The sequence below is a fragment of the Acinetobacter sp. ACIN00229 genome, assembly GCF_016106645.1.
GTDB classification, from domain to species: domain Bacteria; phylum Pseudomonadota; class Gammaproteobacteria; order Pseudomonadales; family Moraxellaceae; genus Acinetobacter; species Acinetobacter oleivorans.
On the sequence record NZ_JADWOM010000008.1, the window covers coordinates 1 to 14,110 of the forward strand.

12 protein-coding genes are annotated in these 14,110 nt (G+C 36.6%); all 12 read left to right on the forward strand.

Annotated features, from left to right (window positions below):
* Positions 1-144 precede the first annotated feature (144 nt).
* The 12 genes from I7H67_RS08845 to I7H67_RS08900 all read left to right on the forward strand — a co-directional run bounded on the left by I7H67_RS08845 (position 145) and on the right by I7H67_RS08900 (position 14,031).
* Entirely contained in the window at positions 145-834 is a 690-nt protein-coding gene (locus I7H67_RS08845; protein WP_198307617.1) for a hypothetical protein, read from the forward strand.
* 16 nt (positions 835-850) lie between these two features.
* The gene (tssB, locus tag I7H67_RS08850; protein ID WP_003651049.1) at positions 851-1,354 is read left to right on the forward strand and encodes a type VI secretion system contractile sheath small subunit; all 504 of its coding nucleotides are present in this window, start codon (positions 851-853) and stop codon (positions 1,352-1,354) included.
* The gene (gene tssC / locus I7H67_RS08855) at positions 1,347-2,828 is read left to right on the forward strand and encodes a type VI secretion system contractile sheath large subunit (protein ID WP_013198291.1); all 1,482 of its coding nucleotides are present in this window, start codon (positions 1,347-1,349) and stop codon (positions 2,826-2,828) included. Before tssB ends, tssC begins: the two co-directional genes overlap by 8 nt.
* Positions 2,829-2,877: 49 nt before the next feature.
* Positions 2,878-3,381: an Hcp family type VI secretion system effector gene (locus I7H67_RS08860; protein ID WP_003651052.1), complete on the forward strand. Its 504-nt coding sequence runs from the start codon at positions 2,878-2,880 to the stop codon at positions 3,379-3,381.
* A 78-nt stretch (positions 3,382-3,459) separates the two neighbouring features.
* Positions 3,460-3,936, forward strand: a complete 477-nt coding sequence (gene tssE / locus I7H67_RS08865; RefSeq protein ID WP_002048404.1) for a type VI secretion system baseplate subunit TssE — start codon at positions 3,460-3,462, stop codon at positions 3,934-3,936.
* A 16-nt stretch (positions 3,937-3,952) separates the two neighbouring features.
* A complete protein-coding gene (tssF, locus tag I7H67_RS08870; protein ID WP_198307618.1) occupies positions 3,953-5,764 on the forward strand; it encodes a type VI secretion system baseplate subunit TssF in 1,812 nt (603 codons plus the stop codon).
* A complete protein-coding gene (gene tssG, locus I7H67_RS08875; protein WP_198307619.1) occupies positions 5,728-6,726 on the forward strand; it encodes a type VI secretion system baseplate subunit TssG in 999 nt (332 codons plus the stop codon). The genes tssF and tssG overlap by 37 nt, the downstream gene beginning before the upstream one ends.
* The gene (locus tag I7H67_RS08880; protein ID WP_198307620.1) at positions 6,723-8,132 is read left to right on the forward strand and encodes a hypothetical protein; all 1,410 of its coding nucleotides are present in this window, start codon (positions 6,723-6,725) and stop codon (positions 8,130-8,132) included. Before tssG ends, I7H67_RS08880 begins: the two co-directional genes overlap by 4 nt.
* Before the next feature lie 30 nt (positions 8,133-8,162).
* A complete protein-coding gene (gene tssM, locus I7H67_RS08885) occupies positions 8,163-11,984 on the forward strand; it encodes a type VI secretion system membrane subunit TssM (RefSeq protein WP_198307621.1) in 3,822 nt (1,273 codons plus the stop codon).
* Between the two features lie 37 nt (positions 11,985-12,021).
* Positions 12,022-12,981: a type VI secretion system-associated protein TagF gene (tagF, locus tag I7H67_RS08890; protein WP_004793188.1), complete on the forward strand. Its 960-nt coding sequence runs from the start codon at positions 12,022-12,024 to the stop codon at positions 12,979-12,981.
* Between the two features lie 2 nt (positions 12,982-12,983).
* A complete protein-coding gene (locus tag I7H67_RS08895) occupies positions 12,984-13,751 on the forward strand; it encodes an OmpA family protein (RefSeq protein WP_005304028.1) in 768 nt (255 codons plus the stop codon).
* 16 nt (positions 13,752-13,767) lie between these two features.
* Entirely contained in the window at positions 13,768-14,031 is a 264-nt protein-coding gene (locus I7H67_RS08900) for a PAAR domain-containing protein (protein ID WP_005304032.1), read from the forward strand.
* The last annotated feature ends 79 nt before the right edge of the window (positions 14,032-14,110 follow it).

Consider the following 14,110-nt stretch of genomic DNA (forward strand, 5'->3'; position numbering starts at 1 on the left):
GATATGATTTTTATATAAAATATGTTTGTTTATATGATAAACTGCGCGTAAATTTTTTGAATATAAGGTTTTTAGACTGATTTTTTAATGTTTTATCAATATTAACTTTTCAGTAAAGCCTTGAATAAATAAGAAAACAGAGGAATGAAAGTTGTGTTGAAACGAAGTATTTTGATACTTTCTCTGACTGGAAACATTATCGGTCTATCAGGTGCTCATGCAGCAGAACTAGAGCCTGTAAAACTTAAAAAAAGTTGTATTAAAAAAAATCCTTTAGCAGAAGGTCAGAATGATCCTGAGCTATTGAATATTTTTAAACAAGTTTGTGATAGTGATAATACGACTCAAAAAAATGATTTATTAGCTAAAGCAGCTATGCGGTTTTATCAAACCAATCAACCAGTTAAAGCATTAAATTTGGCAAGTCAATTGCAAAGTCAAAATATACGCGGTTCATTAATAACAGATGTTTTATTTTTGTCTGGTGTAAGTATTGCAAATAACTCTTTGCAGCAAATGCGAAGTCAGGAAATGCGTTATTTAAGCAACGATGTAACTTATCCACCCGCTAAACAATTAATTGAAAATATTCATACTTCAATGCCTGCGCCAGATACTTCAAGTGTTAAGGCGGCTACAGAAGGTGGCTCAGTTGATAATGAAAGAAGAAGTTATAGAAAACAAACTGTAACCCGCAACAGAGTTACAGCTTCCAGAGCAGCAACAAAACGAGTAGCAACTCCAGCAAAAGCAACTGCGGTTAAACCAAAAACTGCCCCTGTAGCCAATGTTAATAAATCAAAAAGTTCGCCTTTTGACCCTTTAATTAAATAATCAGGAATAGAATCTTATGGCTAAGAGAGAAAGCGTACAAAAGAAGCTTCAGCGAATTCGACCTCCACGTGTTCAGCTTACATATGATGTCGAAATTGGTGATGCAAAAGAAGCGAAGGAACTACCATTTGTTGTTGGTGTGATGGGTGATTTTTCGGCAGCTTCTGAGCTTGAACGTACAAAATTAAAAGATAAAAAATTCATTAATGTTGATTTAGATAATATTGATGAAGTTATGGAATCATTGTCTCCAAGAGCTGCTTTTCAAGTAGATAATACGCTGACTGAAGAGGGTGGAAGAATTGCAGTTGATTTAACATTTAAGTCAATGGAAGATTTTCGCCCAGAAAATGTTGTTCAACAGGTTGACCCATTAAAGAAACTTGTTGAAGCACGTGAGCGTTTAACAGATTTAAGAAATAAGATTTCTAACAGTGAGCGTTTAGAAGACTTACTTGATGAAGTGCTTAAGAGTACTGACCAAATCCGTAAATTAAGTGCGGAGGCTGATCATGAATAATGCTCAATCTGCAGCAATGCCTCTTGTTGAAAATGAACAAGTTAATCTTCTAGACTCGATTGTTGAAGAGAGTCGTATTGCTCGAAATGAAGAAGAACATTCGCGTGCAAAAAGCTTAATCGGTGAACTTGCCAAAGAAGTAATGGCAGGCACAATTACAGTTTCTGAAAATATGACTTTATCAATCGATAAGCGTATTGCAGAAATTGATGCTCTGATTTCAAATCAATTAAGTCAGATCATGCACAATGAACAATTCCAAAAGATTGAGTCAACTTGGCGTGGTCTTTACTACTTCTGTCAAGAAACACCTTCAAATCCTCTCATTAAAATTCGTATGTTGAATACGACTAAAAAAGAGCTGGTAAAAGATTTTCAAGGTGCTACAGACTTTGATCAAAGTACTTTGTTCAAAAAAATCTATGAAGAAGAATATGGATCTTTTGGTGGTGCACCATATTCGGCACTGATTGGTGATTTCGAATTTGACCGTACGCCTTCTGATATGTATTTGCTTGAGCAAATCTCTCATGTTGCTGCAGCGGCTCATGCACCGTTTATTTCGGCGGCTAGTCCAAGCATTCTTGGTCTTGAATCATTTACAGATATTGACCGCCCTAGAGATGTGTCGAAAATCTTTGAAACAGCTGAATATGTTCAATGGCGTTCATTCCGTGACAGTGAAGATGCTCGTTATGTCGCTTTAACCTTGCCGCATGTGCTTGGTCGTCTTCCTTATCATCCAAAGGAAGGAACAGCTACAGAAGGGTTTAACTTTGCTGAAGATGTTTCGGGTGCAAACCACAACGAATATTTGTGGATGAATGCTGCTTATGCTTTCGGTACTCGTTTAACAAATGCATTTGATATGCATGGTTGGTGTGCTGCAATTCGCGGTGTTGAAGGTGGTGGTTTAGTCGAAGGCTTACCAGTTCATACGTTTAAAACACAAGATGGCGAAGTGGTATTCAAGTGCCCAACAGAAATTGCGATTACTGATCGCCGCGAAAAAGAATTAAGCGATTTGGGCTTTATTCCTTTAGTGCATTGTAAAAATACCGATTACGCTGCTTTCTTTGGCGCGCAATCAACTCAAAAACCTAAAAAATATGATAACGATACAGCAAATGCTAACTCTGCTTTATCGAGTCAAATTCAGTACATCATGGCCGTTTCACGTATTGCTCATTATTTAAAAGCAATGATGAGAGACAAAGTAGGTAGCTTTGCTTCTGCTGGAAATGTTGAAGCATTCTTAAATGAGTGGTTGTCACAGTATGTATTACTTGATGATGGTGCTTCTCAAGAAGCGAAAGCTCAATACCCTCTACGCGAAGCGTCTGTAAAAGTTGTAGAAGATCCTGCTCAACCAGGTCACTACAAATCTGTGGTTTTCTTGCGACCACACTTCCAGCTGGATGAGTTGTCAGTTTCTTTGCGACTTGTTACTGAGTTACCTCAGTCCTCAAATTAATAAAGGTCAGCGAAAGAATAACTTTAAATTACAAATAGGAAAGTTCTAAATGAAAGATATATACGTTGAGTTTCGCGGTAAATATAAAGTTGATGGCGAGTCTCGTGACTCTGAGCACAAAGGCTGGTTAGAAGTTAACTCTTGGTCTCACAACATTCGTCAACCTAAATCTGCTACTTCAAGTAGTGTTGGTGGTCATACTGCTGAGCGTGTTGAACATTCAGATATGCTTTTTATTAAAGACCTAGATGCAACTAGCCCGAAATTATGGGAAGCATGTTCAGCTGGTTATACATTTGATGAAGTACAAATTGATTTTTATCGTGCAAATGGCGATAAACGTATCAAGTACTTACAAATTAAATTGAAGCATGTTCTAGTTTCTAGTGTAACTCCAACAGTTAACGAAGAAGGTGTTCCAACTGAAGCGTTTGGTTTGAAATACGCAGCTGTTGAGTGGACTTATAACCAACAAGATATTAACGGTACTGCTAAAGGTGCTGTTACTAAGAAATGGTCACTTTCTAATAATACTGCTTCTTACGCAGCATAATTATCTAAGTGAATATTTGGTGGAGGCTGACATAAAGTTAGCCTCTGCTGTCTTTAAGCATGCTTGTTGTGAACTCGAATGAATTTAGATCGGCTTTATCCATACGGATTTCGTTCAACTTTGTTTGATCGCTTAATTCCTGAAAGTGAAGATTATGCAAAGGGTCTTTCTATTCAGCAGTTAAGAGAATCGGTAGCAAAAGATTTAGAAGACTTGCTGAATAGTCGAGTCGCTAAATTGGATCATGTGGTCGATGATTATCCGCTAGTTAAAAAATCTATACTTCAGTTCGGGATTATTGATTTTGTGGGGCTTTCTACAGCCAATCCGCTAGATCGAGACAAGATTTGCCAATCCATTGAACAATCAATAGCAGCTCATGAACCTAGATTAAGGCAAATACGGGTAGAGATGTTGTTAGATGGACACAATATGGGGGCACTATGTTTAAGTATTCAGGCCTATCTAAATATTCATCCACTGTATGAACCTGTCGTTTTTGACGCATTGCTAAAACCGACAACGCAGCAATATGTAATTTCAGCGAGAACCTAAGCGTAGTGGGTGTGTTGTGATAGAAGAGCTTTTACCGTTTTACGAAAAACAACTACAAGAATTTGGTCAGCAATCTCGTGAATTTTCGCAAAAATATCCGAAAATTGCTCAGCGCTTATCTTTAAATCAAGAGCAAATTGATGACCCGCATATTGAGCGTCTTATACAGGCGTTTTCATTAATTGCTGCCCGTATTGATAAAAAGCTTGCTGATAGCTATGACGTATTTACGCGTTCTCTATTTGAGGTGATGTTCCCTCAATACTTACGTCACTTTCCTGCTTGTTCGGTGGTAAGTTTCGAAGATATAAATAAGATAAAGCAGCTCACAGAAGCGCATATTGTTCCTGCACACACCGTCTTAAAGTCGCGTAGTTTTAAAGGGGTTCAGTGTGAGTTTAACACTACACAAGAAGTTAAATTACTCCCGATAAGTTTGCAAGCGCTCGAGTTTAAAAGCACACCTAGTGCACATATGCATTTAAGTCAAAATGCGACTTTAAATTTTAAATTCGAAATTTTTAACAATGCTCATCTATGTTTAAAAGATGAAAAATTGCCTATTTACTTAGATGCAATTTCTAATTTTCCACTTCAAGTGCTAGATAGTATTTTTAAAAAGGGGACAACTTTTGCTATTAAAATAGGGCAGAAAGTTGTTGAGCTGAATGAAAATCCATTTGAATTAACTGGCTTTTCAGAGCAGGAAAGTCTATTGCCTCTCGATCAGCATACTCACCATGCGTATCGTTTGCTGATGGAATATTTTTGTTTTCCTGAAAAATTTAATTATCTAAAACTCGATTTAAGTTTTTTAAAGCTTCTATCTTCAGAAGAAAGTGGTTTTGAGCTGCTTATACATTTTAAATTAAATTTAAATGATCAAGCCGTAGTTCGAAATTATTCTGAATTAAATATCGCTAATTTTAAATTATTTACTACACCAGTCATTAATTTATTTGAAAAATACGCTGAACCTCAAAAAATTGTACATAAGCAATTAGAATATCCGCTGATTACAGATGCTCATCATCCTGAGTTTTATCAAGTCTATTCAATTACTGAAATGAATATGGTTCGTGAAAAAACGAGTCAAGAAGAAAGCTATGTTCCTGTACTACCTTTTTTCGCGATGAGTCACTACCATGTTGATAAGGCTCGTTTTTTCTATTCAGTGAACTATCAAAAATTACAACCCAATTTCGTCGAAATGGGGTATTCAATTATTTCTAAAAATCTAAATCCTTCGTCAACACGTTCGGATTTTATTAGCACAAAATTATTATGTTCAAATCGTGACTTACCACATGAAGCATTGGGGCAGTCTAATAATATATTGAACCTCAACGATAGTAGTTTGGCTCGCCGTGCGATTGTTTTAAAAAGACCTACAAAACCATATCAATTTGGTCAAAGTCAGGGTGAGCAGTGGCGTGTTATTTCGCACCTTTCATTGAATAGTTTAGCTTTAATGAAAGGTGACGCGGTATCTCATATTAAAGAGTTACTTGCGTTATACAACTTACCATTATCAAAAGAAAATTACCTAATTATTGAATCAATCAAGCACCTTGAATTTTCACTTACTCACAAACTTGTAGATGGAAAACCATTTCCAATGTTTGTAAGGGGCGTGAAGGCCGAATTGCAAATTGATTCATCTGTATTTAGAGGACATAGCCTATACATTTTTAGCCAATTGTTAAGTCGTGTTTTTAATTTAAAGGTTCAAATTAATAGTTTCGTTGATTTGGTTGTTAAGGATTATTCATCTCAGCAGGAGTTATATCAATGCAGTCAGAACGTTGGTGGCAAGACTCTTCTATAACAGCTGAGCTCTTTACAAAGCCAAAGTCTTTTGAATTTATTCAAGCAACACGGCTATTAAGACACGATTCAAGTCGCACATTTGGTACATCTTGGGGTGATCATTTTAAGTTTGAGACATCCTTTAATTTAAATTTTCCTGCTACAGAAATTGAAAATTTAGAATTAACGGATGAGCGGATTTATATCACGAATTTAATTGTTGGTCTTACGGGCATACAAGGCGCTTTGCCTTATACATATACGAATAAGATTAAGCAGGCCCCGCGTCAGCAAAGAGCAGAAACTAAAGAGTTTCTGAGCTTATTTAACCATAAGCTTACTGCTCAATATGTAGAGTCAAGCATTACCTATAATTTGCCGATTCGATATGAGATCGAGCATAAAAATGATTATCTGGATATTTTACATGCGTTGAATGGCTATGTGCGGTCGCAACATCAGCAAACAGAGCTTGATGATTATTTTGCAGAGTTTTCTGGATTAATGCAGGGCCAGAATAATACAGTTCATGCATTAAAAACGATGTTGTCGTGTATTTTTAAACACGAAATTACGATCAAAGAGTTCATACAAGAGTCTTTTAAATTGGCGAGTGACCAATTAACAACTTTAGGTGGAGCTCAGCCGAGTCTACTTGGTGTTAATACATTTTGTGGCGAAACTATTCAGCAAATTGATGGGAAAATTGAAATTCAAATTGGACCATTAAAGCGTCAGCAATATCTCAGTTTTTTACCAAATCAAGAGTTAAGTTTAAAGCTTAAAAAAATTGTAGAAACTTGGTGTAGTCCAACTTTATCAATAGATCTTCGACTCGTATTAGATGAGTCAGAAATACAACCTATTTGCCTCACTCACAATAATGTGAGTGGTTTGGGGCAAGGTTCTTTTCTTATATCACGAGAACCGAAAGTACATAGTCATGAAACTTGCTATAGCCTTATTGGAGAGACAATATGATTAAAAAAATATTACTCTCGTTTATTGCTATTTTTACAGTGGTTAGTGGAATTATTATTTTCTATTGGCGTGACGTTCAATATAACCCTGATAAAGGTGATTTTTTCCTTTATTTCTTGCTATTACCAGCAATTATTACCTTGGTGATCTTATCTCCTTGGTTAATCTATAGTGCCTATAAAACTTACAAAGACAAGAAAGAACAGGCTATAAATCAAGATAAAAATGATACTAATCAAAAACAAACTGCGGTAACAGATGCACCACTCGAACAGCTAGATTTTAATATTTACTCTTCTTTTGCTGTACATGCATTGGGGGAGAATGAAAGCATTATTGCGGAGCTGAAAAACTTTAAAAGTCCAGAGCTGGATGATCAACTGTTAAATTCTTATGGATTACCTCTTTTATCTTATCGAATTAAAGATTTGGATGAAGATAATCATGAGGAGAGCGAGTATGCATCTCCACGACAAGTTCGTATGATGTCATTAATAAAACAGCAATTAGAACAAAATATAGAAAACTTATATCTTCTTGCAGAGCATTTAAAACGTTCAACTTTATTTTATGAGTCGCAGCAAGCACGTGAATATCATATGCATCCGGCATGGGTTGATCCTGAGTCTGAATATGATGATGTTCAAATGCCGATAGTCGAAGTCTATCGTTTAAATCGCTTAAATCTACATATCCTTCTTTCGGAGGATTTATTACATATCTGGAATGATGAACAAAGTAATGAATTAATTTTAGAGTTTTTTGCTGAGATCGGCATTCCTGCTCAAAAGATCCATATTGAATATCATTTTTTTGGAGAGCAACTGGCTTATCAAGAGCTGATACACCTATTAAAGGGTATTCATAAAAGAGAACACGAGATGTTCTTTTTGCTCGTAGCCGATTCCGAAATTGATCAGGATCTAGTCGATGAAAAGTCTTGGATGACTAAAGATTATATTCCTGCTGAATTTGCAGCAAGCTGTTTACTGGCAGATCCTTTAGTAAAAATTCAAGAATTAGAGCCGACTAAAAATCTGAAAGTTGTTGTAGGCCAACAAGATACAGCGAAGATTTTTTCTAATTTTGAATTTCATGATTTACCTCAGCATGAAGGTGAGGAACCTTATGTGCTGATATTGTCAGATCAGACCGATATAAAAGTTTCGAAAAAATTGCAGCAACACTTTCTTCAAACACCTGTAGAACCACATCACTATATTTATGTGAAATTTTCTTTAGGGCATACCCAACATTTAGCTGATATTTATGGCTTTATGCTGAGCATGCATTTCCCTGAACATATCATTCCTTTTGTCTTTGGTGAAAATACGGTGTCAGCACATACATTTGTGCAAAGTGTCACTGAAAATTCAGAAGATGATGTGATGGTGTTGAATAACTAATTTAAACTTTGGACATAGAACGAGAATAGAATGCATACAATTTTAGGCTACTTGTGGCAGTACATCACGAATCCTAAAGCAATTATCGCCTTGTCATTGTTCGTGGCATTGATGTCTTCATATACTTCAATTCCTCGTCATATATTCTGGGCTTTAGCAACTGCCTATGCTTTGGGTCTTATTGTTTATGGTATCTATTGGCTTATTCAACGAAGAAAGCATGCTGCTCAGGGTGAAGAGCTAGCAGAAGCAATTGAAAAAGACAACCAAGCTGAATATGGCAAAAATAAAGATAAAGAAGAGCTTCAGCTTGTTAGTCAACAAATGAAAGAATCAATTCAACTGATTCGTAAATCTAAGTTGGGTGATAAAAAAGGGAATGCTGCATTATATGAGCTTCCTTGGTATATGGTTATTGGTAACCCAGCCGCAGGTAAAAGTTCAGCTATTTATAATTCTGGTTTAAAGTTTCCTTTCGAAGAAACGCATCAAAAAATGGTATCTGCTGGTTTAAGTGGTACTCGAAATTGTGATTGGTTTTTCTCTACAGAAGGTATTTTGCTCGATACAGCGGGCCGTTATTCTGTTTATAGCGAAGATCATTCTGAGTGGTTAGGTTTCTTAAATATTTTAAAAAAGAACCGTTCCAAAGCTCCGGTCAATGGTTTGATTTTAATTGTTAGTATTGCTGAGCTAATTAGTCAAAGTCCTGAAAATTCGTTAAAGCTTGCTAAAAATTTACGTGCTCGTATTCAAGATCTAACCGAACGTCTAGAAGTCGTTGTACCTGTTTATTTAGTCTTTTCAAAGATGGACTTGATTGCAGGTTTTACCGAGTTTTTTGAATTTTATGAAGCTCAAGAGTATAACCAAGCTTGGGGAGCAACGCTTCCATATGAGCAGAGTTCTTCTCATAACGCGGTAGATTTATTCGAAAAACATTACACCATTCTTTATGATGGTCTAAAAGGGGTAAGTTCGACTCATTTAAGTCGTCGTCATTCGCAAAATATCTCACCAAGTGTAATGACCTTCCCATTAGAATTTAAAACATTAAAACCAGCTTTAAAAAGCTTTATCGGTACACTTTTTGAAGATAATCCATATCAATTTCAACCTGTTTTCCGTGGGTTTTACTTCACCAGTGCTTTGCAGGAAGGTGTCATTGAAAGTCCAATGACAGAACAAATCGCACAAGAATTTCAGCTTACTCAAATTGCACAAAGTGATTTAAAAGATCATTCAAAAATTACGCCTAACCATGGTTATTTCTTAAATGGTCTATTTTCAGATGTTATTTTGAAAGATAAAGATCTTGTTAAACAGCATGTAAATACGGGTAGAAAACGTCAACGCTACATTGCATTTATTGGTGCTCTAGCTGGCGTTTCAATTATTCTTGGTGTGTGGGTTTGGTCTTATCGTAATAACCAACAATTAATTGGTGAAGTTCAAGCTGATTTAAATAAGGTTGTTCAATTAGAAAGAGCTTCTGGTCAGCAACTGTCTACCCAATTAGAAGCTTTACTTATTCTTCAAAGACGTCTACAGCAGTTAGATGAGTTTGACGAAAATAGACCACTTAAGTTTAGTTTTGGTTTATATCAGGGCAATGAGCTTCGTGAAAAGCTAAAAGCTGAATATTTAAAAGGTGTTAAGCAAATTGTATTAACACCGACACAGCAAAATATTGCTCAATATTTGCAACGCGTAAAAAATAATGAAGCGACATTAAAAGCGAATCACACGAATGTTGAAATCAAGCAAACTGCTCAGACTCAACAATATTTAGAACCTTCAGATACCAATCCTCAAGATGCTTATAATGCATTAAAAGCGTATTTAATGATGAGTAATCCACAATACATGGATGCAAGTCATCTGAGTGATCAGGTTACACGTTTCTGGCGTTCTTGGTTAGACGCAAATAAAGGTCAAATGCCACGTGCAGATATGATTCAGGAAGCTGAACAAATCTTGTCGTACGCAATGACTTTGGCAAATGATAAGCAATTCCCAGTTTTAGATGCAGATTCGCAAATTGTTGATCAAACACGCCAAGTATTACTCTCTGTTGTTCGAGGAATGCCGGCGCGTGATCGTGTTTATAACGAAATAAAAATGCGTGCAGCAGTACGTTTTCCTGCGTTGACTGTAAGTCAGATTGTGGGTGAAGCAAATAAAAATGTTGTATTAGGTAGTTATGCATTACCGGGTGTGTTTACCCAAAAGGCATGGAATGACTATGTAGAAAAAGCGATTGAAGAAGCCGCAGATAAGCCAACAGATAGTAAAGATTGGGTGTTAAATAGCCGTCAATCTGATGATTTAACTTTCTCAGGTAGTCCAGAGCAAATTAGAAAGCAACTGACAGCACTCTATAAGCAAGAATACATTGCGGAATGGAGAAAATTCTTAAATGGTATTCATTATGCTAAGGCTGCCCAATTCCCTCAGCAAGTAAAAAATATTGATGTTTTAGGTGAGCCACAGAACTCTCCAATTAGAACATTAATTGAAAGAGTTGCAATTGAAACAAACTGGGATAATCCAGTTGTACAAGCTGAGTTGGCAGCTCCACAAAAAGGATTTATTGCATGGTTTAAACGTAAGGTTTTAAATCATGATGATAAGGCTGCTAATCAAGTGGCAACTAATGCTCAGGGCGCTATTTCTCAAGAATACCAAATGTTCTATCAGTTGGTTCGCAAACGTGATGATCAACAGGGTAAATCATTACTTGATGAATATATGACAAATTTAGCCCTTGTTCGTAGTAAGTTTAATGAGCTTAAGAATGCAGGGGAAGTTGGGCCTAATGCGATGACATTAGTCAAGCAAACCCTGAATGAGCAAACTTCTGTATTTAACCAAACGCAAAAAATTGTAGATGAAAAAATGGCGGTTGGTTTTAGTGAAATTGATCAGCGATTACTACAAAAATTAGTAGTTAGCCCACTGACACAGGCTTTCGAGAGCTTAATTACGCCAACACAAGACGAAATTAATAAATTATGGGTCATGCAAGCCTATCAGCCATTTACAGCAAATCTTGCTAAGAAATATCCATTTAATTCATCAGCTTCTTTGCAAGCGACAAGTAGTGAAATTGGACAAATCTTGGGCGAAAACGGTAGCATTTCTCGTTTTGTAAAAGAAAATCTTGATCCATTTGTGATTCGTCGTGGTTATACATTAACGTCTAAGACATGGAAGGATTTAGGAATTAGTTTAAATCCTCAATTTGTGATGAATTTCCAAAGATACGTTACGCCATCTAATGGCATGGCAACAGGTGAGTTGAATAGTCAAGCTCCAGCAGCACCTGCAACTAATCAATCTAACTTCCAGTTCTACCCAATTCCAAATCCACAATTGCTTTCATATACCGTGGATATTGATGGTCAGCGCATGACTTATGAGAACGGTGTGCAACAGTGGGTGAACTTCATTTGGCCAAATCAAGGCAGTATTCCAGGTGCTCGTATTACCGCTGTAGATTTACAAGGTCAAACGCATACGATTTTTGATGAGCCAGGTGAATACGGTATTAACCGCTTAATTGATAGTGCTCAGCGTAAAGAACAAAATGGCGGATTTGAAATGCTTTGGCGTAGTAAAACCGACCCATCATTAGTTGTAAAAATGAATTTCCGTCTAATCAGCAGTAATTCAGGCAGTATTGGTTCAAGCCGTGGTTATGCAGGTATGCAACTAGTGGATAAAGTCACTGCTGATAAAGCAGCTCGTGTGGTGTCTGCTCAGCAGGCGCCAGCTCAAGCAGCTGCTCCAGCAAAAACAGAAAATCCTGTTTCAGCACTTGCTCAGCCTTCTGCGGGAGTTAAACCATGACATGGAAAATAACCTCTATGCGAAAGGAGGAGCAATAATGCAAACATTAAAAACAACTCCTTTGTATTACGGCAAAAGTCCTGCACGCGGCGACTTTTTAAAAACAAAAGGTCAGAATGCTTTAATACAATTGCTTGATCAGTGGATTACTGAAGCATTGGAATATGCAATGCAATCGGGCAGCTTTAAAGAAGCTTATAACACGTTGCCTTCACTCGACTTCTTTATTGCGAATCCGAAAGAAAATATGTTTTTAGCGGCGAACCTTCTTGCAAGTGAAGATAGTTCGGGTCGATCTTTTCCAATGGTACTGAGCCATTTATTAGAAATTGATTTACCGTATGATAATTTGTTGTATGCGCCCTATAGCTATAAACATGTACTCGTTGATTTATTCCAAAACAATCGGACTTTAAAAGGAATTAAAGATTCCGATCTGTTACTTGGGAAATTAGGTCACTTACAAAATCAAATTCAGGTTTTAACTGAACGCGAGTGTGTAGGTTTCTATGAAAATCATACGATGCATTCATTTGCTCAATTAATGAAACTCAGTATTTATGAGTTAGCGCAAAGTATGATTGGGCTAGGATTATTACTTCAGCCAATTTTACAAAATGGAACTAGTCGCTTAAATAAAGTTTTAATTTTGCCTATTAATAATCCTGCTTACAGTTATGAAATAGCAGCCTTTTGGGTCAGTATTATTTGTCGCTTTTTAAAGGAACATAATACTGAGGTGTTGATAGGTTTGTTACATCGAGAGCAACCCGTATTGTTCTTCGGTTTTCAAGGGGCTGATATTTTAGCCCTGAGCGATATTTTTACTCAGAATATGGATAGTAAACATTGGGTTTCTTTAATAGAAGCTCAGTGGATTGATACTTATTTGGAGCAAAATGCTGGTTTAGCTACGCTAGAACAATCATTATGCCAACGCCAATTAAGTTTAAATCAAGGCTTAAAACTATTTAGACAGACTTTTTTGGGTGAATAATAATGAATCAACGAAATCAAACTAAACTTACACAGCTCATAAAAGGCTGTTTTATCTATGCAATAGCTAATTATGCTTTGGCTCAGCCTATTGTTGTAGAAGGTGTGGTTCCTAACGAGGCGAGTAAACAGGCTATCTTATTAAAAATGCAATCTGTTTATGGCGCTGATCAGGTAGTAGATAAAATACAAGTGAGACCTGTCGCTGCTCCAAATGGATGGAGTGATTCAGTTACACGAGTTATTACACCTGACTTAAAAAAAGTTTCACAGGGTAAATTAAGCGTAAATGGTACTCGATTTGAGCTAAGTGGAAAAATGCTGAATCCAGCAGATATTCAACCTACCATTCAATCTTTTCAAGGGTTAGTACAGCCACCATATCAACTGTATTCACAGTTATCAGTCAATCAAGCTGAGCAGAAAATCATTGATGACGCACTTAAAAATCGAATTATTGAGTTTGAATCTGGTAGTGCGGTTTTAACTGATGCGGGTCAAAAAATTTTAGACGAAATGGCTGTTGCCTTGAATAAAGTAGGCGGTAAAAAAGTCAAAATCGTAGGACATACAGATAGTTCAGGTGATGCGACTAAAAACTTGAAACTTAGCCAAGATCGTGCGTTAGCAGTAAAAAACTATTTGATTAGTAAAAGTATTCCTGCCGACCATTTATCTGCCGAAGGTTTAGGTTCATCTAAGCCTGTTGCAGATAATACTTCTCCAGAAGGCAGAAAGAAAAACCGTCGAATTGAGTTTACTGTTCTATAAATATAGGGAGAAGAACATGGCTAGCCCTTACATTACGATTGGATGCCCAACAACTGGTGGAGGGCAAGTCATTTCAGGAAACAGTACATTTTTAATTGATGGAATTGCAATTGCCTGTGTAGGAGACAAGGCGACTTGCCCGTTACACAAAATAGTTGCAACGATTGTATCGGGAGATCCGAATATGCTTGTCATGGGTAAATCAGCAGCGCGTGTAAATGATTCATTATCATGCGGCTGTAAATTATTGCCAAAACAGAGTTTAGTTAATCAAGGATAAGGGCAGAGATATTTTTATATAGATATAAATATCTACCAAAACATATTAACGCTTGAAATGATGAGTAGTTTGTCTGATA

Excerpts from the sequence above, each read along its gene's own strand:
- I7H67_RS08845 (WP_198307617.1), top strand. The coding sequence starts at position 145 with ATGAAAGTTGTGTTGAAACGAAGTATTTTGATACTTTCTCTGACTGGA.
- tssB (WP_003651049.1), top strand. The coding sequence starts at position 851 with ATGGCTAAGAGAGAAAGCGTACAAAAGAAGCTTCAGCGAATTCGACCT.
- tssC (WP_013198291.1), top strand. The coding sequence starts at position 1,347 with ATGAATAATGCTCAATCTGCAGCAATGCCTCTTGTTGAAAATGAACAA.
- I7H67_RS08860 (WP_003651052.1), top strand. The coding sequence starts at position 2,878 with ATGAAAGATATATACGTTGAGTTTCGCGGTAAATATAAAGTTGATGGC.
- tssE (WP_002048404.1), top strand. The coding sequence starts at position 3,460 with ATGAATTTAGATCGGCTTTATCCATACGGATTTCGTTCAACTTTGTTT.
- tssG (WP_198307619.1), top strand. The coding sequence starts at position 5,728 with ATGCAGTCAGAACGTTGGTGGCAAGACTCTTCTATAACAGCTGAGCTC.
- I7H67_RS08880 (WP_198307620.1), top strand. The coding sequence starts at position 6,723 with ATGATTAAAAAAATATTACTCTCGTTTATTGCTATTTTTACAGTGGTT.
- tssM (WP_198307621.1), top strand. The coding sequence starts at position 8,163 with ATGCATACAATTTTAGGCTACTTGTGGCAGTACATCACGAATCCTAAA.
- tagF (WP_004793188.1), top strand. The coding sequence starts at position 12,022 with ATGCAAACATTAAAAACAACTCCTTTGTATTACGGCAAAAGTCCTGCA.
- I7H67_RS08895 (WP_005304028.1), top strand. The coding sequence starts at position 12,984 with ATGAATCAACGAAATCAAACTAAACTTACACAGCTCATAAAAGGCTGT.
- I7H67_RS08900 (WP_005304032.1), top strand. The coding sequence starts at position 13,768 with ATGGCTAGCCCTTACATTACGATTGGATGCCCAACAACTGGTGGAGGG.